This window comes from Sphingobium sp. RAC03, from assembly GCF_001713415.1.
Classification (GTDB): domain Bacteria; phylum Pseudomonadota; class Alphaproteobacteria; order Sphingomonadales; family Sphingomonadaceae; genus Sphingobium.
Genome location: NZ_CP016456.1, coordinates 55,928 through 77,656, shown reverse-complemented (window position 1 = coordinate 77,656; position 21,729 = coordinate 55,928). Strand labels below are relative to the sequence as shown.

At 62.0% G+C, this 21,729-nt stretch carries 19 protein-coding genes and 2 pseudogenes; 9 read left to right on the top strand and 12 right to left on the bottom strand.

Annotation, left to right across the window (positions count from 1 at the left end; translation table 11 throughout):
- Positions 1-3 precede the first annotated feature (3 nt).
- Positions 4-650 (top strand): annotated as a pseudogene (locus BSY17_RS20835) (IS3 family transposase); the annotation flags it as partial.
- Here BSY17_RS20835 and BSY17_RS21840 read toward each other — a convergent pair.
- The 3 genes from BSY17_RS21840 to BSY17_RS04965 all read right to left on the bottom strand — a co-directional run bounded on the left by BSY17_RS21840 (position 569) and on the right by BSY17_RS04965 (position 1,640).
- Positions 569-760, bottom strand: a complete 192-nt coding sequence (locus tag BSY17_RS21840) for a hypothetical protein (protein WP_069064658.1) — start codon at positions 758-760, stop codon at positions 569-571. The pseudogene BSY17_RS20835 and the gene BSY17_RS21840 overlap by 82 nt on opposite strands.
- A 109-nt stretch (positions 761-869) precedes the next feature.
- On the bottom strand, positions 870-1,355 hold the full coding sequence (locus BSY17_RS04970) for an ATP-dependent DNA ligase (RefSeq protein ID WP_069064657.1): 486 nt from the start codon (positions 1,353-1,355) through the stop codon (positions 870-872).
- 108 nt (positions 1,356-1,463) lie between these two features.
- Positions 1,464-1,640, bottom strand: coding sequence for a DUF3606 domain-containing protein (locus BSY17_RS04965; protein WP_069064656.1), 177 nt, complete (start codon positions 1,638-1,640; stop codon positions 1,464-1,466).
- A 146-nt stretch (positions 1,641-1,786) separates the two neighbouring features.
- Between BSY17_RS04965 and ku the strand changes: the two genes are divergently transcribed.
- Both ku and BSY17_RS04955 read left to right on the top strand, forming a co-directional pair.
- On the top strand, positions 1,787-2,695 hold the full coding sequence (gene ku, locus BSY17_RS04960; RefSeq protein WP_069064655.1) for a non-homologous end joining protein Ku: 909 nt from the start codon (positions 1,787-1,789) through the stop codon (positions 2,693-2,695).
- A gap of 3 nt (positions 2,696-2,698) precedes the next feature.
- Positions 2,699-2,953, top strand: a complete 255-nt coding sequence (locus tag BSY17_RS04955; protein WP_069064654.1) for a hypothetical protein — start codon at positions 2,699-2,701, stop codon at positions 2,951-2,953.
- A gap of 6 nt (positions 2,954-2,959) precedes the next feature.
- Here the strand turns inward: BSY17_RS04955 and BSY17_RS04950 are convergent, their stop codons facing one another.
- The gene (locus BSY17_RS04950) at positions 2,960-3,172 is read right to left on the bottom strand and encodes a KTSC domain-containing protein (RefSeq protein ID WP_083217179.1); all 213 of its coding nucleotides are present in this window, start codon (positions 3,170-3,172) and stop codon (positions 2,960-2,962) included.
- A 172-nt stretch (positions 3,173-3,344) separates the two neighbouring features.
- On the opposite strand from BSY17_RS04950, the gene BSY17_RS04945 reads away from it, so the two are divergent.
- The 3 genes from BSY17_RS04945 (at position 3,345) to xth (ending at position 7,672) form a co-directional block, all read left to right on the top strand.
- Positions 3,345-4,304, top strand: a complete 960-nt coding sequence (locus BSY17_RS04945) for a GNAT family N-acetyltransferase (protein WP_069064652.1) — start codon at positions 3,345-3,347, stop codon at positions 4,302-4,304.
- Positions 4,305-4,365: 61 nt separating this feature from the next.
- Positions 4,366-6,858, top strand: coding sequence for a DNA ligase D (ligD, locus tag BSY17_RS04940; protein WP_069064651.1), 2,493 nt, complete (start codon positions 4,366-4,368; stop codon positions 6,856-6,858).
- A gap of 10 nt (positions 6,859-6,868) precedes the next feature.
- Positions 6,869-7,672: an exodeoxyribonuclease III gene (gene xth, locus BSY17_RS04935; protein WP_069064650.1), complete on the top strand. Its 804-nt coding sequence runs from the start codon at positions 6,869-6,871 to the stop codon at positions 7,670-7,672.
- Here the strand turns inward: xth and BSY17_RS04930 are convergent.
- A complete protein-coding gene (locus BSY17_RS04930) occupies positions 7,655-7,909 on the bottom strand; it encodes a hypothetical protein (protein WP_069064649.1) in 255 nt (84 codons plus the stop codon). The two genes, xth and BSY17_RS04930, sit on opposite strands and share 18 nt — an antisense overlap.
- Positions 7,910-8,030: 121 nt before the next feature.
- On the opposite strand from BSY17_RS04930, the pseudogene BSY17_RS21170 reads away from it, so the two are divergent.
- Positions 8,031-8,776 (top strand): annotated as a pseudogene (locus BSY17_RS21170) (IS5 family transposase).
- Positions 8,777-9,149: 373 nt separating this feature from the next.
- On the opposite strand, the gene BSY17_RS04910 reads toward BSY17_RS21170, so the two are convergent.
- A complete protein-coding gene (locus tag BSY17_RS04910) occupies positions 9,150-10,343 on the bottom strand; it encodes an alpha/beta fold hydrolase (RefSeq protein ID WP_083217043.1) in 1,194 nt (397 codons plus the stop codon).
- 266 nt (positions 10,344-10,609) lie between these two features.
- On the opposite strand from BSY17_RS04910, the gene BSY17_RS21165 reads away from it, so the two are divergent.
- Positions 10,610-11,002, top strand: coding sequence for a hypothetical protein (locus BSY17_RS21165; protein ID WP_150125731.1), 393 nt, complete (start codon positions 10,610-10,612; stop codon positions 11,000-11,002).
- A gap of 55 nt (positions 11,003-11,057) precedes the next feature.
- Here BSY17_RS21165 and BSY17_RS04900 read toward each other — a convergent pair whose 3' ends face one another.
- The 3 genes from BSY17_RS04900 to BSY17_RS04890 are packed head-to-tail and all read right to left on the bottom strand — an operon-like array spanning position 11,058 to position 15,217.
- Complete coding sequence (locus tag BSY17_RS04900) at positions 11,058-12,674, bottom strand: MFS transporter (protein WP_069064645.1); 1,617 nt, start codon at positions 12,672-12,674, stop codon at positions 11,058-11,060.
- The gene (locus BSY17_RS04895) at positions 12,671-13,768 is read right to left on the bottom strand and encodes an HlyD family secretion protein (protein ID WP_216095591.1); all 1,098 of its coding nucleotides are present in this window, start codon (positions 13,766-13,768) and stop codon (positions 12,671-12,673) included. Before BSY17_RS04895 ends, BSY17_RS04900 begins: the two co-directional genes overlap by 4 nt.
- Before the next feature lie 18 nt (positions 13,769-13,786).
- Entirely contained in the window at positions 13,787-15,217 is a 1,431-nt protein-coding gene (locus BSY17_RS04890; RefSeq protein ID WP_069064644.1) for an efflux transporter outer membrane subunit, read from the bottom strand.
- A 96-nt stretch (positions 15,218-15,313) separates the two neighbouring features.
- Between BSY17_RS04890 and BSY17_RS04885 the strand changes: the two genes are divergently transcribed.
- Positions 15,314-15,922 carry a TetR/AcrR family transcriptional regulator gene (locus BSY17_RS04885; RefSeq protein ID WP_069064643.1) on the top strand — a complete coding sequence of 203 codons (609 nt, stop codon included), beginning with the start codon at positions 15,314-15,316 and terminating at the stop codon, positions 15,920-15,922.
- Between the two features lie 191 nt (positions 15,923-16,113).
- Here BSY17_RS04885 and BSY17_RS04880 read toward each other — a convergent pair whose 3' ends face one another.
- From BSY17_RS04880 to BSY17_RS04870, 3 genes are read right to left on the bottom strand one after another with little or no spacing between them, the layout of a single operon-like run.
- Positions 16,114-19,353 (bottom strand): error-prone DNA polymerase, encoded by a 3,240-nt coding sequence (locus BSY17_RS04880; protein ID WP_171899187.1) that lies wholly within the window; start codon positions 19,351-19,353, stop codon positions 16,114-16,116.
- Positions 19,350-20,903, bottom strand: a complete 1,554-nt coding sequence (locus tag BSY17_RS04875) for a Y-family DNA polymerase (RefSeq protein WP_083217042.1) — start codon at positions 20,901-20,903, stop codon at positions 19,350-19,352. The genes BSY17_RS04880 and BSY17_RS04875 overlap by 4 nt, the downstream gene beginning before the upstream one ends.
- Positions 20,824-21,555: an ImuA family protein gene (locus BSY17_RS04870; protein ID WP_069064641.1), complete on the bottom strand. Its 732-nt coding sequence runs from the start codon at positions 21,553-21,555 to the stop codon at positions 20,824-20,826. Before BSY17_RS04870 ends, BSY17_RS04875 begins: the two co-directional genes overlap by 80 nt.
- Between the last annotated feature and the right edge of the window lie 174 nt (positions 21,556-21,729).

The window sequence follows — 21,729 nt, the reverse complement described above, 5'->3', positions numbered from 1 at the left end:
CGAATGCCAAGCAAGAAGCACAAGCCGGAAGAGATTATCGGCAAGCTGCGTGAAGTTGAGATCGTGCTATCGCAGGGGGCATCGACCGCCGAAGCGTGTCGCCGGATCGCGGTTAGCGAACAGACCTACTACCGCTGGCGCAAGGAATATGGCGGGCTGAAGACCGACCAGGCACGGCGGATGAAGGATCTGGAGAGGGAGAACCAGCGGCTGCGGCGTGCGATCTCCGACCTCACATTGGACAAGCTGATCCTGCAGGAGGCGGCCAGGGGAAACTTCTGAGCCCCGCGCGGCGGCGACGCTGCATCGATCATGTTCGACGAGAGCTTCCGGTGTCCGAACGACGGATCTGCCGGGTGCTGGGCCAGCATCGATCGACGCAGCGCAAGATCTCGCGCGGGGCAGATGACGAACAGGCGCTCACGGAGGACATCATCGCGCTGGCAAAGCAGTATGGTCGCTACGGCTATCGCCGGGTGACGGCATTGCTGTGCCATGCAGGATGGACGGTGAATCATAAACGGGTCGAGCGCATCTGGCGGCGTGGGGGGCTGAAGGTCCCGCAACGTCAGCCAAAACGTGGCAGGCTCTGGCTCAACGACGGATCATGTATCCGCCTGCGGCCGGAGTATCCGGGACATGTATCGTCGCGCGCTGGCACGTTGGGCGTGCCTTCCGGCATCTTGATCTTGATAGACAGATCGTCAAAGTCTTCGGCAATTGAGGCGAGATCGACCAGCAGCCGGTAGTCGTTGCACATCGCTTGCTCCTGTTCATCGTTCCTTAAAAGCTCTGGAGATGGACTCGAAACCCATACCCTTCGGCACAGACGGCGTTTCCAGCCGCCGCGCCATCATTCGGCGTAACCCTTATGATCCACAAGTGATTGAGATGATCGAAGCGGCCTGGGGTTCCAATCCGCGCTTTAGTGACGGAGTGACCGACGCCAGACGTTCATCCGTTGTCGCAGGCGCGAGCAGCGAAGTCGAATTGACCTCGGCAGCATGGAAGCGCTCGATCGCCGCACGCCGTTTCTCGAGCAGCGCATCTACCAGATCTCTGCCGCCCACTGCCAGACAGTCGAACAACATCCGTTTGGCCGACGTCTCGACGGACAGTCGAGCGATGCGGCTCGCCGCGGGATGAAGTCGGGACTGCAGCGCGTCGAAGGACAATATCTCGCCGATGAAGAAGATGAGTTCTCCATCCAAGACGAAGTCACGTTCATACTTTGCCGCCAGCACGGTCACGATCTCTGGGAAGTAGCGGGCGAGGCTTTTACCCGACTTCGACATAATCTCGATGGTACAGCCCGAGCGCGAAGCGATCGCCCGGAAGCCGTTCCATTTGGGCATATATTGCTAACCTGGGCCTCTTGGCAGCGCGCCCACCAGCTTCGCCTCCATGGGCAGCGTGGCGGCGAGGGGATGGGACTTGGACATAGACTTCCCCTCGCCGAATCGTCAGCTTTTCAGATGAGCTTCGACAGCGGAAGCGCTGTTGCCGACTGCATCGACCGCCTTTTGAAGGGCCGCGCGGTCGACCCCGAATTTGTCGGTCCAGTATGCGACCTCATAATCCTCGCCCATCGCAATCCGCGAACTGTCTGCAGGTGAGCGCAATGTCTTGTCGTCGGCCATCCTGTCCTCCTCTTCGACTGCAGCTTCCCAACGCTGTGTGTTGTCGTTTGTTACATCAATCCCGAGACTATTTCTGGGGGGCGACTACGCCTTGGAACGGGCATAGCGGCGGAGGGTTAAGGCAAGCATTGACATAGGAGACGATCATGGCAGCACGACCCTATTGGCGAGGCCAGATCCGGCTCGCGCTGGTTTCGATCCCGGTCGAGATTTATTCGGCTACCAAGAGCGGGGCGACGATTGCCTTCAACCAGATCCACGAGCCTTCGGGCAAGCGCATCAAATATGAAAAGGTGGTGCCCGGCATCGGCCCGGTCGACGTCGAGGACATCGTCAAGGGCTTCGAATATGCCAAGGGCGAATATGTCCTCCTCGACGAGAAAGAGATCGAAGGCGTGAAGCTCGAGAGCAAGAAGACGCTCGAGCTTACCCAGTTCGTCGATAGCCATGAAATCGACGCCATCTATTTCGAGAAGCCATACTATGTCGTGCCCGCCGACGATCTGGCCGAAGAAGCCTTCATCGTCCTGCGTGAAGCGCTTCGCCGCAGTCACAAGATTGGCCTTGGACAACTGGCCATGCGCGGCCGAGAATATGTGGTCAGCATAAAAGCCTGTGGCCGTGGCCTGGTCATGGAAACGCTGCGCTATGCCGATGAGGTCAACAAGGCTGCGAGCTATTTCCGGGAGATTGGCGACGCTGATCCCGATGAGGAACTGCTCGATCTCGCCACCACATTGATCGACAAGAAGACCGGTAAGTTCGATGCGAGCGAGTTCCACGACCGTTATGTCGATGCGCTCAAGGATCTCATCGAACGCAAAAAGAAAGGCAAGACGCTCAACATCGGTGACGATAGCGATGCCGGCTCCGATCCGCGCGGTAGCAACGTCGTCGACCTGATGGCGGCCCTTAAGAAATCGATTGGCCCGGCAAGCGGTGGTGGTGCAACCAAGGCGACGGCCAAGAAGCCGGCAGCCAAAGCCGCTGCGAAGTCTGGGAAGAAGCCAGCGGAAAAAGCGCCTGCCAGGGCACCCACAAAAAAGCGGGCCTGAAGCATGGCAGATCCGGTTCGCGCTTTGAGCAACGGCGATGATGATGCCGCCTTCGCAGAGGGCGCCATCACCTTGTGGAGCAATTTACTTGCGCTGATGGGCACCCATCTCCTTGAGGCTGGGACACCGCGCCAGGAAGTGCTCGATATGCTGACGATGCTGCATGAGACCAACGAGGAAACTATCCGCTCACCTCGCGCACGCGCGATTGCCGGACGCCACCTCATGTCGGTATATCGGGTACTCGGCGAAGCCTGACGTCAGTTAGGCGTTTGGCCCGAATCGCCGTCGTTCCGGATCGCGGCGGCACTGGAAATGTCCTTTGATCTGGTCGTTGAAGAAGGCGCCTGCAGAAGTCGCCTTGCAGAAAGCCTCGAAGATCGCGGCAGGCACACCATAATAGACATATTTGCCCGTCTGCCGGAACGAAACGCTCAAGACACCCGCATCGTCATCGAAGGCGACATGGTCGATCATTGAGGAGGTCTTGAGACGGCAGGCGCGCATGTCCGCTTAGCGTCTCGTGGACTCTGCCGTTCCATCCCGTGCGCCCAGGCGAATCCGCTGCGCGCCCAAGCGTGTCCAGCAATGCTTGGAGCCTCAAACCAGCCTGTTTTGAACTGTCGTTTCGATTGCGGGTTATGGAGGGATGCCCGAGGAGACTATCGATCAGAAACTGCGTGAGATGGCGGAACACCGCGGCTTCAAGCTTGTCAAATCCCGGAAGCGCAAACCCGGCACAGGAGACTTCGGCAAGTTCGGGCTGACGCAGGCGGACGGCAAGCCGTTGCTCGGAATGGGCGAGCACGGCCTGACGGCCTCGGCCGACGATATCGAAGCCTATCTGCGCAAGGGGTCTGTGAGCACCTGGAAAGCTTCGGCCGAAAACGCGCCGGCCGGCACCGTGCCTGCGGAGAAGCCAAAAAGGGATGTCAGGACAAATGACGATACTGAAGGTCCGTCGGTCATACGGCCCCGCAGCCGGCACGGCGACGCTCGAAACGCCGGCGTCAGGCAGGCGGCACCCGAAAGTCGAAAGGCCCAACCAGCAGACGAACCTAAGCCCAGCGCCAAGCGGGTCAGCCCAACGTCCACCGGTCGCAAGTTCGCGCCGCCAGAAGCTAGGCCCCACGCGCGCGTAACTGCCCAGCCTGCGCCCGCGCCTGTACCAGCTCCGCAGTTGCACGTTCGCGCCGCGAAGCCTGCCGATGCTGCAGCATTGGCAAAGCTTCTTGCGCAACTGGCTCATGTTGAGATCGACGAACCTGGCATAGTGCGCAGTCTCGAGGCGGCGCGCAAGTCCAACGGCGGCATGGTGGTTGCCGAATGGGGCACGCTGGTCGGCTGCTGCGCTTGGGCTCTGATCCCCACGATCCAATATGGGCTGATCGGACGGATCACCCTTATCATGATCGACGAAGATCACCGCCGCCGCGGCATTGGGACGAATTTGATCGAGGCTGCTTCTGCCGTGATTGGCAAGGCGGGTTGCACGCGGATGGAGGCGATCAGCGATATCGAGATCAGAAACGCCCATGGTTTCTTCCGGGCCCTGAAGTTCGAGCAGACCAGCTATCGTTTTGCAAAGCCGCTCGATAGGGACAGCTAAAGGGACTGGAACGAGTCCGCGGTCCTACGGATTGAGGCGCAGAGGGAACGGACGCATCAGCATGACCAGGACACAGACCAAGTCGGCAGACGAGAGCCTTGCCACTTATCGGGCCAAGCGAGACTTTGGGCGGACCGCCGAGCCTTCGGGTGCGAAGCTTCCCAGCACCGGCAACGGCTTCGTCGTCCAAAAACATGCGGCGACACGTCTTCATTATGATTTCCGCCTTGAGTTAGATGGCGTGCTCGTCAGCTGGGCCATCACACGCGGTCCAAGCGTCAATCCGGACGACAAGCGCCTCGCCGTGCGGACCGAGGACCACCCGCTCGATTACGCACGGTTCGAAGGCACGATCCCCAAAGGCGAATATGGCGGCGGGACGGTCATGCTCTGGGACAACGGCACTTGGGGATCGATCCCCGGCAAGGATCCCCGGAAGACGCTGCCCGAAGGTCACTTGCATTTCATCCTGCACGGCCGCCGCATGCAGGGCGAATGGATCCTGTTCCGCCTGAAGCCTCGGGGAAAGGAGAAGGGGGAAAATTGGATCCTGCGCAAGGTGCATGATGCTTTCGCCGGCGGCTCGGACGATCTGGTCGGCATCCATTTGACCAGCGTCGATACCGGGCGCACCATGGACGAGATCGCCGCCGGCAAAGCCGTCCGCAGGCGGAAGGGTGCAAAGCCTGCCGCCGCGCCGTCCCTGTCGGCTGGGAAGCGTAGAAAGGCGGCCAGTGCGTTGCCACCATTTCAACCGGTGCAGCTCGCGGCGCTAGTCGATCATGTGCCGTCCGGCGACCGGTGGATCCATGAACTCAAATATGATGGCTATCGGACCCTGCTGGCGATGGGCGGCGGGGAGGGGAGGGCCTATACGCGTTCGGGCCTCGACTGGTCGGATCGTTTCGCTGGGCTGATAGGTGACACCCTCACCCTAGACGCGGCAAGCGCGCTGATTGATGGCGAAGCTGTCGTGATCCTTCCCGACGGGCGCACCAGCTTTCAGGCCCTGCAGGCAGCGTTCAAAGGCGATCCCGGTAAAATCGACTATGTCGCCTTCGACCTGCTCGAACTCGACGGGGAGGATCTGACGCAGCGACCCCTGCTTGAACGCAAGCAGATGCTCGCGGCGTTGATCGGTGAGGGCAGGGGCCATCTCCGCTACTCCGATCATATCGTCGGACGCGGCGAGGAGCTGTTGAAAAGCTTCTGTAGCGCGGGGCTCGAGGGCGTCATCTCCAAGCGGGTCGATGCACGCTATTCCGGCTCACGGTCCGGCTCCTGGGTGAAGACCAAATGCATCCGGCGACAAGAGTTCGTGATCGTGGGATGGACGCCCTCGGAGAAGCAGCGCGGCTTCCGTTCGCTGCTGCTGGGCGTCAACGAGAAGGGCAAGCTGCGCTTTGCTGGCAAGGTCGGTACCGGCTTTACCGGCGACGAGATCGATCGTCTGATGGATTTGATGGCGCCGCTCGAAGAAAAGACCGCGACGGTCGAAGCGCCGCGCGCCGCCGTACGTGGGGCTCATTGGATCAAGCCGAAGCTGGTCGCCGAGGTCGCCTATATCGAGTTCACGGACGAAGGTGTGTTGCGACACTCGAGTTATCTGGGTTTGCGCGGGGACAAGAAGCCCGAGGCCGTGGTGTTGGAGATTGAAGCCCCGGTGGCGACAACCGCAGATCCTGCCGCAACCAGCGGCGTCAAGATCAGCAACCGGGATCGCATGATCTTCCCCGAGGGCAAGCTTACCAAAGGCGAACTGGCCGACTATTATGAGGCGGTTGCGCAGATCATGCTGCCCTGGGCAGGAAGCCGACCGATCAGCCTGGTCCGCTGCCCCCAGGGTCGCGACAAGAAATGCTTCTTCCAGAAGCATGACGCCGGCAGCTTCGGCGATGACGTCAAGCAGGTCGGAATATTGGAGAAGGACGGGCATCAGGAACCCTATCTGTTCGTCGATACACCTGCCGGGCTTCTCACCTGCGTCCAGATGGGCACCATCGAGTTTCATGGATGGGGCGCACGCATCGAGGATGTCGAGAAAGCCGACCGGCTGGTGTTCGACCTCGATCCGGACGAGGGCCTGGATTTCAAGGATGTCGTCTCTGCCGCCTTCCATCTCCAGGATGTGTTAGGGCAGATGGGGCTTGTCACCTTTCCGATGGTCACGGGGGGCAAGGGCGTGCATGTGATCGCGCCGCTGACGCCGACGGCGGAATGGCCGCAGGTCAAGGACTTCGCGCATCGCTTTGCCATGGCGCTCGCGCAGGCCGATCCCGAAAGATTCACCGCTGCCCTCGCAAAGGCCAAGCGCACGGGCAAGATCTTCATCGACTATCTGCGCAATCAGCGCGGCGCGACGGCCGTCATGCCCTACAGCGCGCGTTCCCGGCCTTTTGCGCCAATCGCAGTGCCGCTGACGTGGGAAGAATTGCGCGATCTCGACGGCCCCAACCATTGGCATATCGGCGATGCGGCCGAGATGCTGAAGCGCGTCGCGTCGAAGGATCTGGCGCATTGGGGTCGGGCCGACCAGATCCTGCCGGACCTGTGACAGCGTGAGCATGAAGATCGCCACCTACAATGTGAATGGGGTCAACGGCCGCTTGCCCGTCCTGTTGCGGTGGCTTGAAGAAGCCGCGCCGGACATTGTCGTTCTCCAGGAATTGAAGGCGCCGCAGGAAAAATTTCCACAAAGCGCTATCCGCGATCTGGGCTACCAGTCGATCTGGCAAGGCCAGAAGAGCTGGAATGGCGTCGCTATCCTGAGCCGCGTCGGCGAAATTCATGAAACCCGGCGCGGCCTCCCCGGTGACCCCGATGCTGCGCAGAGCCGCTATATCGAAGCGGCGGTCAACGGCATCCTTATAGGCGGTCTCTATCTTCCCAATGGCAACCCCCGGCCTGGCCCCAAGTTCGACTATAAGCTCGCCTGGTTCGATCGATTGATCGAGCATGCAGCAGGGCTGCTCGAGTCCGGTCTGCCCGTCCTGCTGGCAGGCGACTTCAACGTCATGCCGACCGAACGCGACGTCTACAAACCCGAGCGCTGGCTGGATGATGCATTGTTCGCCCCCGAGGTGCGTGACGCTTTTTTCCGGCTGACGGGGCAAGGCTGGACCGACGCCCTACGGACAATCCATCCCGACGAGACGATATACACCTTCTGGGATTATTTCCGGAATGCCTATGGCCGTAACGCAGGTTTGCGCATCGATCACCTGCTGCTTAGCCCCGCTCTCGCCGACCGTTTGATGGACGCGCAGGTGGATGCAGATGTGCGTGGGTGGGATAAGACCAGTGATCATGCGCCCGTCTGGATCTCTCTAGGCGGCGTGGACAAATTCAGGTCAGTGATCGAGCTTTGATGCGAACGGCGGCTGATTGCCCATAACGATGCCGATCTTGGCGCTCAGATGCACCGGCAAAGCTTGGACTAGCCCAAACATCTGATCGTCAGGAAGCGGCCTGAAGATCAATACGCTCAACCCACCATCATCCTTTTCGATGGCCATCGGGGAATAGCCGCGTGCTTCGAGATGCGCGATGGCCGCAGCCTCATTTTCTGGAAGGACGCTAAATCTCGTGGGTATTGGCTTTGCCATGGATCATGTTTTGCCGTCTATTCGACGAGGACGCAATTGACGCGAGCGCTGTTGATTGATTCAAGGCTGCTTTTTGGAGGTAGGCTTGAGCCGGGGCGATCTCACTGAAGCTGAATGGCGCGTGCTGAAGGACTTGCTGCCGATCGAGCCTGAGAACCGTGGCCGAGGCAGACGTCCCGAGCAAAACCGATCGATCATCAACGGCATACTTTGGCGGCTCCGATGCGGCGCTCCATGGCGTGACGTTCCGCCCAAATATGGTAGCTGGAACACCATTTATCGCCGTTTCCGACGCTGGAGCGAAGCCGGGGTCTGGGAAGCCATGGCGGTAACGCTCGCCGAGATCATGGCGGACACCGGCCACTACAGCATCGACAGCACCACAGTTCGCGCCCATGTTTCGGCAGCGGGCGGAAAAGGGGGACTCATCGACGCGCTCTTGGCCGCTCGCGGGGCGGGTTCACCAGTAAGCTTCACTGCCTGGCTGACGCCCTGGGACGACCGCTCGCCTTCCACCTGACGGTTGGAGAAGCAGCAGACTGCAAGGCATATGACGCGCTGATAGGTCTGCCTGAGCGCAAGCCTAAAGCCCTGCTCGCGGATAAAGGTTACGACGCCGACGCCATCAGAACCGACCTCGCAGACAGGAAGATCGAGGCCGTCATCCCCGGCCGCTCAAACCGTCGCGTGAAGATCGAACATGACCGCGCGCTATACAAGCAGCGAAATTGCATCGAGCGTATGTTCGGTCACCTGAAGGTCAACCGGGCCATTGCCACCCGATACGATCAACTGGCCAACAGCTTCCTCAGCATGGTCCATCTCGCCACCGCCAGATACTGGCTCAAATTTGTCCACGCCGCCTAGCTGACGGCACCGTGCGTAAACGCCGTCAGGCCAAGGTCGCGAACCAGCCCGCATAGGGCGTGTTGTGCACCATGTGCCCATTATAGGCGGGTGCGTCATTGCCCCACCAAACCGGACCGCGCTCGCCAAGTGCTCGCTTGACGACATCGACAGCTTCTCGAGCGGTCCTTTCCGCTTGCGGATCGGCCTGCTCCCGGGCGGCTCGGACCTCGCGTCGCGCCGTCATGAGTTCCGATACGAGCATGATGCACGCATGCTAGACCAGCGAGGGGTTACTCATTTGCCAGCGCCGGCAGCGGACAACGAAATAGCGACCATCCGGGTTTGTCGGACGCCGGATACTTCCCCTCATGGATGAAAAGCCGGGGGATTCTTAGTCGGCCAACCGCTCGCGAGTCCATTCGATCAACTGTGGAACGAGCGGGGATGAGGCTTGCATTAGGGTGAGATGAGTCAGACCGTCGAAGCGGCGGTAATCAACCACTTGACCCTTTGCGCGCTGCGCGGCCACATAGTCATCCTGCATGGTCGGCGGCACCAGCGCGTCAGCGGCGCCCTGCGCGATGAGCAGCGCGGTGGTAGTGATGCCGGTCGCCTCGTTTTCGGACAATCGGTGGCCTAAAGGGCCAGTATCTGGTTTGCGCGCGAAGATGCCTGGCCGCGCCGCGCGGTCGACAATTGCCCTGGCGATGGTCACTGGTGTCAGGAAGCCGTTGGCCGCCACGCGGCGCACATGCGCGCGCTGCGAAGGCCGCACATAGTCGTCGAACCGCACGTCGGGATAGGTACGGCTGTACGCGACGATGGCATAGGAGGTAAGCAGGGTAGAACCTATTGCGGGGTAGTCGGCAAGGTGCCGGATGACGTCCACCGGCCGGCTGACCGGCGCGGCGGCGAACACACCCTTAAGGCGGATTTCCGACGCATAGGCAGGGGCGAGCGCACCCGTCCACAAAGCGGCGTGCCCGCCCTGTGAATAGCCCCAAACCACCGTCCGGTCATCCAGAGCGATGGCCGGCAGCCGGTGCGCAGCGCGCACGCTGTCGAGTACGGCATAGGCTGCGGGCGGGCCGCTTAGCCAAGCATGCTGCGTGGAGGTGCCGAGCCCGGGATAGTCGGTGGCGACTACCGCCCAGCCTTGGGCCAGCATGCGCTCGAGAATGTACAGGCCACCGCTTTCAGGGCCGGTCTTGGCCAGCGAAGGAGCGGAAGCGGGATCAATGCCGGACGTGGCGTGGGCCCAAGCGATCACTGATGGATGCGCTACATCCCTCGGCGCGATGACTACCGCCGACGAGGCGGTCAGCTCCCCGGCAATGTTGGACGTGACGTAGAGGATGCGCCAAGCCTGCGCATTGGCCGGAACCCAGCTGGCGTCCAGCCGCTCCCAGCGAAGCAGGTCGCCGTTCGCGCCTGTTATAAAGGTGGGCGGCGAGTAGAAGGCATCGGGCTGGCGCGGGGTCAGTCGGCGGGCGGCGAGCCAACCGAGGGCCCCAAGCGCTGCTGCGCCAGCAATGGCCATGCCGGCACGAACCACTGTTCTCGAATTTGATGGTGATGTGGTCATGACATTTGCATCCGGATGTTGAGGGGGGCCGAAGGAAAAGGTGGGGTGATGCGAGGTGAATAACGAATGGTGGACGCCGGCCGACGGTCAGCGCCATGGCCAACACGGCCAGCACGAGCCAAATTGCCAAAACCATCGGACCATCAAGCAACCCGTCACGCCCGAAATAGGTCGATGCAATTGCGCATAGCACCAGGATGCCTATGCCCAGGCGAACAACCACGGGTTGGGCACGAGGGCGATCGGATTCGCCTGAGAGATCATGCATGGAGTCGACCATCCCTGCGGGCTGGCGCTTGGCTACAGAATCTCGCCGTCAGCAACGCGAATTGCGCGTCATTGAAGCCATGGCCACGCAGATCGGATTCTGCTTGCTCGGACAATCGGTACGCGAAGCGAAACAGTACGGTGCCACGCCGCAGCGCTTCGCGCCTCGAATAGTGCAATGCCGTGATTTGCTTCGCGCCGGACAGCCAGCGCGCAACCGCGCACGCCCGGTGCGAAACGCGCACCAGGCGCCTGCTGTCGTTCTGCACCAAGATGAGCATCTAGCGTTCCTCGACCCTGAACAAGCGATCGGGCGCTGCAGGCTGGTGGCGCGTCTTGGAAACGTCTGCACCGGGGGGATGTTCAAACGAAAGAAGGCGCAAGGCGTATAGCGGGACATATTTGCTGCATCTTGGGTTGCCTTGAGCGGACTGACGCAGCACCAAATCAAATGTCGTGGCCGGTGGGGGTCAGCGCGTTGGGTGGCGCCGGTGGCATTAGCATGACCAGCAGCAGTGCGACCGCGCCCATCCAGAAGCAGAAGGTGTAAAGATCGCGATACGCGAGCACATAGGCTTCGCGCTGGACGATGCTGCGCAGCCCTTCCATCTGCCCGCCCACCGCGTTGAGGGCTGCGGCGACCACGGGGCGGCCGGGATCAACATAGGGGGTCAGCAACGCCGAATGGATCGCCTCGCGCTTGCGGATCAGGGTGGTGACAACCGAGGTGGCGAAGGTCGGCCCAAGCACGCGCGCGATCTGCGCGTAGGCAAGCACACCCAGCATGTCCGTCGGCTTTGAATTGGCCACCGCCAGGACCATCATCGACGTAAAGGTAAAGGCACTGCCCACCGCCATCGCTAGCGTCACCGGCAGGAAGTCGCGGCCAACCCAGTCATGTGTGATGAAGGTACCGAGCCAGCACGACACCATCATCGCTACCAGCCCGAATGCTACCGTTATCCGCGCATCGACGCGGCGGATCACATAGATGCTCACAGGCACCAATATGATTTGCGCCAGCGTCACCACCCACAGTATGTCGCCTGACTGGGTCGACTTCTGGTGCTGGATTGTACCAAGAAAGCTCGGCACCAAGTAGGCCGTGGCAAGGTTGGCGAAGCCGAAAAACACGCCGATCAACATTGGCAGCACCGCGCCGCGCCGCATCATCACACGCGGATGCGCAAACGGCTGGTCGGTAAAGAACTGCCATACAAGGAAACAAACGAACAGCAGCAGGCCGCCGCCGACCAGCGCCACGATTTCACCACTTTCGAACCAGTCAAGCCGGTTGCCTTCGTCGATACCGGCGAACACCATGGTCAGCGCCACGCAGAACATCGCCACCGCGCCCTTGTCCGAGCGGTCCCAAATCTCTTCGTTGATAGGCTCCTGCGGAATGCCGACCCCGACCAGCATTGCCACCAGCAACGCGCTGGCCGTGGTCTGCCAGAAGATGCCCTGCCAGCCGATCCGGTCGATGTAGAGGCTTTCCAGTGTCGCGCCGCTGTGCAGCGTCAGCGTTAGGCGAACGGTATAGAGAGACAGCGCCATAAGCCAATAGGCGGGCGGCAGGTTGCGAAAGATGGTTGCCAGTGTCGCCGGCACAAAGCAGCCGAGCAGGATAGCAGTGGCGCCGTTCAACAAGAATAACGCGAGGTGACCAGTCGCGAACGGCGTCAGGAACGTCGTAAAGGCGAGCAGCAGCGCATTATACATTAGCACGCGCCGCGCGCCAAACGTTACCACTGCCAGCGGAATCACCGGCGCAGCAAGTAGCTGCAAGGCGTTAGCGATCGTGTTGAGCTCGGCGCCCTCGTCGTAGCTGAGCCCCCAAACCGCGCGCAGGTCGCCCAGCGCTAGCGAGAAATAGCGGGTGTGGAAGCTGGTCATCAGCGTCGCCAAGAGCACAGCAGCAACCGCAAACCATGGCTTGTTGGTGACTTCGCCGCGGATCAGCACGCGGCCGAGCCGGCTACCGATGCCGAGCTTCGCGCCGAGCACCGTTTCGGGCTCGGCGTGGGCCACCGCGTTGCGTCCGAGATTCGCGGCGGCGCTCACCGAGCATCGCTCGTGTCGATGCGGGTTTTCACCGACATGCCGGGTCGGATGCGGTCGACAAGCGGTTGGTTTCCGAGCAGGTCGATGCGCACGGGGATGCGCTGCACGACCTTCGTGAAGTTGCCGGTCGCGTTGTCGGCCGGCACCACGCTGAACACATTGCCACCCGCAGGCGCGATCCGCGCCACGCGGCCGCGCAACTTCTGGCCGGGGAAACTGTCAATTTCCATCGTTACGGGCTGGCCCACGCGGACGCGGGCAAGCTGCGTTTCCTTGTAGTTGGCGATCACGAAGGGCTGCGCGGCAGGCACGAAGTTGGCAACCTTGCTACCGGGCGACAGCAAAGCGCCGACCTGCACGGTGCGGGCGCCGACGATGCCGTCGTTGGGGGCAAGGATGCGGGCGTGAGACAGATTTATCCGCGCGGTCTGCAGCGCCGCCTCCGCTGCGTCAACGGCCGCCTGACGCTGCGCTCGCTGCCCGCGGAGTACGTCGAGCTGCCGCTGCTGGAGCGCGGTTGCCGCGCCGTTGCCCGCCTGCGTCGCGATCGCCACATCGAGCGCGGAGCGCGCATTGTCAGCCTCCTGCCCGGTCACTGCGCCGCTGCCGTTGAGCGCCTGAAAGCGGGCATTCTCCTGACGGGCGAGGGCGAGCCGGGCGGCGCTGGTTCGCGCACCCGCCACAGCCTGGTCGATCGTTGCCTGCTGGGAGGCTTCCTCGTTGGAAAGGTTCGCAAGATTGGCGCGCGCGCGGTCGAGGTCGGCTCGGGCGCTTGCTACCGCAGCTTGGTAGTCGTCGTCCTCGAGCTCGACCAGCACGTCGCCGGCCTTCACCTGCTGAAAGTCGGAAAAGGCGACGCGGCGGACATAGCCAGTGGCGCGTGCGGTCAGCACGGTGGCATCGCCCTGCACGCTGGCATTGTCCGTCGTCTGAATGGTGGCATTGGCTTCGTGTGCGTCCCAGCCGGTGGAGACCAGTAGTACGAGCGCGATTAGCATCGCCAATACGATCCACGGCACCAGACGGAACAGCCGCTTGGTGGGCGGGGTGGAAGATGCCGCTGAGGCGGGCGTGGGGGCAGTGACGGCGTTCATGGCTGTTTTCCTGTCGGGTCAGGCAGTGTGGAAACCGCCGCCGAGCGCGCGCACCAGCGCGACGTCGAGGGTGAAGGCACGGGTTTGAAGCTGCGAAACGCTGCGCCGCGCGGAGATCAAGGTGTTTTCTGCGGTCAGCACGTCGATGTAGTTGGACAAGCCACCGCGATAGCGATCGTTCGCGGCTCGATAGGCGCGCTCCGCTTCGGCCTGCGCGCGGGTGGCATGACCAAGCTGAAGCGTCAGCGACTGCTGGCTCGTGACCGTCGAGGCGACGTTTTGCAACGCGTTGACCAACGTATCGTTGTAGGTCGCGACCGCTTCATCAAATTGCGCTTGAGCGGTTCGATACTCGCCGGACAAGCGGCCCCCCTGAAAGATCGGCAGCGAGATGGACGGTCCGGCCGAGCCGTAGCGAGAGCCGGCGTTGAAGAAATTACCCAGGCCGAGTACCTGCTGGCCGATCAGCGCGGACAGGCTGACGCTGGGATAGAAACCCGCCCGCGCTACACGCACATCGGCCGCGCGCGCCTCGACGCGGCGCAACGCGGCTACAATGTCCGGGCGCCGGGCAATAAGGTCGATCGACGCGCCGGCCGGCAGGCCGACCGCGTGAAGCATGGGCTCCGTGGGGCGCCGTATATCAACGGCCCGGCCCGGTCCGGCGCCGAGCAGCGCTGCGATCTGATATTCGATCAATCGTGCCTGTTCGCGAAGACTTTCTTCGTTGGCTTGCGCCGACTCCAATGCACTGTTCGCCTGCCCAACCGCCGCGACCGTTTCCAAACCCTGAGAGCGACGCCGCGTCACGAGGTCAGCGGAACTCTGTCGGATGCGCACCGTCTCCACCGCCAAGTCGATTTCGCGCCATTGACCAAGAAGCTGGGCGTAATAGTTGGCGATCGATGTGGTCAGCGTCAGCCGCGACTGCTCCACCTCCGCGCGAGCGGCGAAGGTTTCGGACGTTGCGGATACGAGCGACGCGCGATTGCGGCCAAAGAAGTCGAACTCGTATGAAAAGCTTAGATTGGCGGACGCTGCCTCGTTCCAGCCTTGAGGGGCGAAGGCCGCTGGGACACCGTTATTGTAGCTTTGCTTGGTCTCCGAAAGCGAGGCGGTGCCGCTGACCGAAGGCATCAGGCTGGCGCCCGCCTGCTGGGCGAGTCCTTGGGCGCGACGAAGCCGCGCCTGTGCCGCCGCTAGCGTTGGCGATCCGGCGGTGCCTTCCTCAATGAGCCGGTCGAGCTGTGCGTCGCCATAATCGGTCCACCATCGATCAGTTGGCCATGCCGCGTTCAGCCGCGCCACCCTGGGATCGGTCGTTAATGCGCTCTGCGATGTAAGAGATGGCGTAGGTCCGAGATTGGGAACCGAGGCACAAGCCCCGAGCGTGGGAAGAATGCACAGCACCAGAGTACCTGATACTCGACGTGATACACAACTAAGCATTAGCCTACCTAAAATAAACCGTACGGTTCGGTTATAATATTGTAATTCAGCTGGCGTCAAGGCATAGCAGGAGCGATCAGTGCAGGATTTTTTGGAATGCGAGTAAAAACAGACAGTCAGCGCGTCTCCGTGCTGGAAGCGGCCGGTGAGGTGTTCCGGGAAGAAGGGTATGAGCGCGCTTCGATGAACCAAGTCGCCAAGCGCCTTGGGGGCTCAAAAGGCACGCTCTACAACTACTTCTCATCGAAACAGGAGCTGTTCGCTGCCGTGATGTTGTCGTCCATTGAGGGGGTGGCGTTCGATGCGTTTCATCTGCTGGAAGCGGAGGCGGACATTCCACTTGAGGAAGTGCTCACCGCGTTCGGCGCTGCCTATTTGCGCTTTCTACTTCGCGAGGAACTGCTCGAGATCACCCGTCTGGCGATCGCCGAGGCGAAAGCAGGTGACTGGGGTGTGCGGCTATATGCCGAAACCGTGGAAGCCGGCCTGAAGAGCGTGGAAAACCTCCTGGCGCGAAGATTGCCTTCCCGCACATTGCCGGAGGGGGGCATCGCGGCCGTAGCGCGGCAATATCGGGCCGTACTGACCAGCGATTTGATCGAACGCCGTCTGCGCGACATCGGCCGAGCACCGGACGAGGCGGCCATAGATCAGGCGTCCCGCGCAGCCGCAGCACTGATCGTTCGTGCGTACGAAGGCGGATGACGCATAACAATAATTGTTTGTGTCGCGGAAAGAGCAGCATGGTGCCGTCATCCAATGCCGACAGGTCACGGGTTGGCTTACCTGATGCTGATCTGCCGGTAACGCCGCCGGCGCGTCTCTTTGCCGTCACTAAGCTCATGCTAAGCCCCAAACACTGCTGGCGCTCTAAGTCATGTATCCCGATCCTAATGTCAGATCGGGCCGGCGCGGGCCTTACGACCGAGCAATTTGCTGTCCGGGTCCCGGGGATCAGGTCCACCCCCGTTTTTTGCGCCATCGCCGCGCGCCGGGCGGAAGACGTTGGCAAGATCGCTTCGTTCACCCAGGCTTGCCAGTAATCCCGACAGATTTTCGAGCCGTTGGGCGATAACGTGAATGACCTCGCCTTCTTTCTGGACCTGACCACGCACGCCGAGCATGGATGCACCCAGGACCGTTCCCCGATTGGCCTCGAATGTCTTGGTCCAGACTACAAGGTTTGCGATGCCGGTCTCGTCCTCGATGGTGATGAACATGATTCCCTTGGCAGAGCCCGGCCGCTGCCGCACCATGATGATCCCTGCAAGATCGACCCATCTTCCATCGCGGATATCGGCAAGGGCCGCGCACGGGACCATGTTTCTTGCTGCCAAGTCCGCCCTGAGAAAGGCCACCGGGTGGGCGCGGAGCGATAGCGCAAAGCTGCGATAGTCTTCCACCACTTCCTGGCCTTCCGCCATCGCAGAGAGCGCAACCTTCGGTTCGACCGCTTCGGCGCGGAGCTTGCCCTGGCGCTGGTCTGCCGCGGCAAAAAGGGGCAGGGGGCTGTCGCGCAAACCCTTCACATCCCAAAGGCCAGTGCGACGGCTGTGCAGGAGCGAGCCAAAGCCATCAGCATCGCCGATCCGATCGAGAGCGCCAGCGCCCACGCCGGCTCTGCGCTGGATTTCTTCCACTGAAGCATAGGGCTCTGCGCCACGGGCCGAGACGATTGCCGCGCCGTCCGGATTGGCAAGGTCGCGGACCATGCGCAACCCAAGGCGCACGGCCCTGTACCGCCGGTTCCCATCTTCAAGCGTGCAATCCCAGCGGCTATGGTTCACATCAATGGGGCGGACCTCGACGCCATGCTCGCAGGCGTCGCGGACGATCTGCGCTGGCGCATAAAAGCCCATGGGCTGGGCGTTCAGCAATGCCGCACAGAATACATCTGGATGATGGCATTTGAGCCAGGAGGAGGCATAGGCGATGAGCGCGAAGCTGGCCGCATGGCTTTCGGGGAAACCATAGGAGCCAAAGCCCTCAATCTGCTTGAAGGTCTGTTCAGCAAACGCCTGTTCATAGCCGCGCTCGACCATGCCGCCGATGAGCTTATCGCGAAAATGGCTGACCCCGCCGGTCAGCTTGAACGTCGCCATCGCCCGCCGCAAAAGGTCCGCCTCGCTGGCGGTGAACCCGGCACACTCGATGGCGACCCGCATCGCCTGCTCTTGGAAGAGCGGGACGCCGAGCGTCTTTTCGAGGACGCGGCGCAGCTCCGGCTTGGGATAGCTGACCTCTTCCTTGCCTTCGCGGCGCCTCAGATAAGGGTGGACCATGTCGCCCTGGATAGGGCCGGGGCGTACGATCGCGACCTCGACGACCAGGTCATAGAATGTCCTTGGCTTGATCCGCGGCAGCATCGCCATCTGCGCTCGGCTCTCGATCTGGAAGACGCCAAGCGTGTCAGCCTTGCGGATCATGGCATAGGTTGCCGGATCTTCTGCCGGTATCGTGGCGAGGTCGAGATGGATGTCCTTCTCCTCGCGCAGGAGATCGAAGCCGCGTCGCATGCAGCTGAGCATCCCCAGCGCCAGTACATCCACCTTCATAAACCCAATGAGGTCGATATCATCTTTGTCCCATTCGATGATCTGACGATCATCCATGCGGGCGGGCTCGATCGGCACCAGCTCGTCAAGCCGGTCTCGGGTCAGCACAAAGCCGCCAGGATGCTGCGAGGAATGGCGTGGTGTATCCATGAGAACCCTGGACAGTTCCAGCGTGAGGGCAAGGCGGCGATCGGTCGGATCGAGATTGAGTTCGGCGACATGGCGTTCCTGCACACCCTCGCGGCTCCAGCCCCACACCTGTCCGGACAGTGCATCGGTGACGTCACTCGACAGGCCAAGCGCCTTGCCGACCTCGCGGATCGCCCCTTTGGTGCGGAAGCGGGAGATGACCGCGGTCAGCGCACTATGGTTGCGGCCATAGGTCTCGTAAATCCACTGAATCACTTCCTCGCGGCGCTCATGCTCAAAATCGACATCGATATCGGGTGGCTCGCGTCGCTCAGCGCTCACGAACCGTTCGAACAGCAATTCGGTGCGCACCGGATCGATGGAGGTGATGCCAAGGCAATAGCAGACCGCCGAGTTGGCCGCCGATCCCCGGCCTTGGCACAAAATGTCTTTCGAACGCGCAAAATCGACGATCGCGTGGACGGTCAGAAAATAGGGGGCGTAATCGAGCTGGGCGATGAGACGCAGCTCATGCTCCAGCTGGGCTCTTGTCTTGTCGTCAATGCCGTCGGGATAGCGCGCGGGGGCTTTTGCCCAGGTAAGGCGCTCAAGTTCCTGCTGTGGCGTGCGCCCGCTTTTACCGATTTCATCGGGATATTGATAGCGCAACTCCTCAAGGGAGAAGCGGCATTGCTCGGCGATGGCGACGCTTTGCCGAACTGGCCCTGTGTCCCCAAGATAGCGCTCGAACAGCCGGTCCATCTCGTCGGCGTCCTTGAGGTGCCGATCGGCTATCTGCTCGCGCCGTTCGCCCAGATCGTCGATCGTGCATTTCTCGCGGATGCAGGTCATAACATCCTGCAGCATTCGGCGCTCGGGCGCATGGTAGAGGACATCGCCCGTGGCGACGGTCTCGACGCGCGCCTGCTGTGCCATCTCGGTGAGCCGTCGCAACCGTAACGCGTCACCGGGCTGCCGCTGCAGGGTTAGCGCGACATAGCTGCGTTCCTTAAAGATCGATGAGACGCTGACGAGGCTCGCCTGCGTTTTTGTGTCATCGCTATCGGGGATAAGGATGGCGATCAGCCCCTCGCTCCACGTGGCGACATCATCCCAATGGAGTTCGCAGCCCCCTTTGCCAGCGCGCGATTTGCCAAGCGTTAACAGTCGGCAAAGGCGGCCATAGGCTGCGCGATCGCTGGGATAGACAAGCAGGCCGGTGCCACAGGAAAGATCCAGCCTGCAGCCGTTGACGACGCGCACGCCCGTCGAGCGGCCAGCGTCCCAGGCGCGCACCAATCCCGCCAGACTGTTGCGATCCACGATGCCGATGGCAGGCATGCCCAGCATGGCGGCCGCGGTCAGCAGTTCCTCAGGCGAGGATGCACCCCGCAGGAAGCTGAAATGGCTCGTCACCTGCAACTCGACATAGCGCTGATCGGCAAGGCTCATGCAAAGGCGCCATGGATGAACCAGGCCATGGGTCCGGTCGATGACCATTGGCCGTCGCCCAAGCGGAACAGCCAGTAGCGCCCGCCGCCCTCGACCTCGACCTGGAAATAGTCGCGCACGAGATAGGGGCTGTCGGCTTCCAGGCCCTTGGCGCGCCACCATTCGCCCTGGAGGCGTTCGGGACCATCGGCCTTAACTACCTTGCGCCGCTTGCCGCGCCAGACGAACTGGGCCGGCGGATGGTCGGGCATCATCGCGATCACCTGGACCGGCTCGGGCGGTTCGATCATGCGGCCCGGGCGCGGCAGGACAGCGTTCCAGCGCCGATCCGCGCCATCGCGCAGCGCCATTGTCCGCTTGACCGTGCGTTCGGGCATGGCCGACGAGCGGGGCGTCGTGCCGTACAGCCGGTCACGGCCGAAACGGTTCGCCAGCGCGTCGATAAGGGCGCCAAGGTCCGGGCCGCGATGCGTATCGCCTGTAAGATCAGCCTGTGCACTGCGGAGCGGTTCGACGATCGGCGCAATCAGGATCATGGTCTCGATCCCAAGGCCTGGATCAATCCGCTCGATCCTGGGAACCAGGAGCTTTGTCAGATGGCGGGCATCCCTTGTGGGAGATGCCGTCCCGATCCGAACAGACTGATACTGCCCATCGACCCGTTCGCAATGGAGGTCGAGGCGCCGCGCGCCGGTGCCGTCCCGCATCAACGCAGCGCAAATGTCGTCGGTGAGATCGCCGATGACTTTTGCGATGGCGTCGACCGTACCGATGGGTTCAAGAAGCCCGCGGCGCGCCTGGGGCAGTGATGGCGGGAAGATCGGCGCCATCGCCTCTGGCGCATGGCCAAGGGCTTGGTCGAGGCGCCGATAGAGTTCATGTCCGTAGCGGCGCGCAATGGGACCGCGCGGCTCGGCAATGAGTTGCTCGATCCGGGTGAAGCCCATCTTGTGCAGATCGCTTGCCACTTTTGCCGGGATGCGCAGGGCGGCAAGGGGTAGGAGGCCGACCGCCTTCTTCTGGTCTCCAGGAAGAATGATGACCGGGCGACCGGCAGGGACATGGCGCGCGACCGCATGGGCGCAGCCCGCCGTGTCAGCAACAGCGATTTGTGCTGTAAGGCCCGAGCCGTTCACCCGGCGGAACAGGTCCTTGACCAGCGCTTCCTCGCCGCCGAACAGCTCTCCGCATCCGCTGATGTCGAGCCAAAGGCCATCGGGGTAATCGACCGCGACGAAGGGCGCGTAGCGCTGCCCTGCCCATAGAGCGAGCCGCTCAAGCCCTTGCGCGTCGGCCGCTTCGTCTGCATCCACCACGTCAAGATCAGGCACCATTGTTCTTGCCTTGGTGATGCTCATGCCGGGCGTGATGCCAAGGCTGCGGCCAAGCGGGTCCGCCGCCGCGATCAGTTTGCGACCGTGCGTTTCTATGGCCGTGACAAGCGGCTGACCGGATAGCGCTGCGTTCGCCTCAGACGGCGATACGCCACGCTTCCTGCTGATCCGGTCTGTCGACCAGTATGGCAGGCAGAGCGAGACGACCCTGCGCATCGCAGGCCTCCACTATCCAGTTTCTGGGTTCTGCGCCGCGGACGCGCTCGAGCGCGACCGACCAGCGCGGACGGGCAAGGGCAGGGATGCCCAGATTCTCGCTGGGGGACGCCGTAACGCGCCATCGTGTCTGCGCTGCGGAGCCCTCCAGCAGTGCGTCCGCCTTGGCAGCGCGACGCAGGATGAACGCGGTTACGCCGGACCCTTCTGCAGCAAGCTGAAGCCGTTTCGACGCGGTCGTCGAGAGCTTTGAGACCTCGCCCACGACGCCAGCGATGCCAGCCACGCGCAGGCAATCTTCCATCGCAATGAGCGCGCCCTTGTCATCGCCAGGCTCAACGATGGTCAGGCGATCAGGATGAAGGCCTGCAAGGTCGAGGGCCGGGGTGAAGAGATCGCGCCAGCGCAGACACCAGAAAACCGGTCCTTCCATGCGCGCCAATATGCCTGCGATGAATATCGTTGCGGCCGCGTCGTCGGAAATGTCGGGAGAGCCCAGAACCTCATGCAATGCGCCGGTTACAAGGCCGTGGCCGGGCAAATGATCGTCGATGTCGGCAATACCGAACGGATGGACACCATGACGACGCCCATCGCCCGTCACATGGGCGATCGACGAACGCAAATCCTCGAGGATGGCATTGCGGGGCATTCCTTGGTCTCATCGGTCTGGCAACATGTTCTCTTTCTGTTCTCCATGAGTCCCCTTGCTGTCAAGATTATCAAGCAGACACGTCAATGGCGCGCGAAGCCGAACTACGGGCGTCGGACGGGTCAACGTCAGCAATTCCCTGTATCGTTTCGCGAGACGATCTTGAATTGAGAA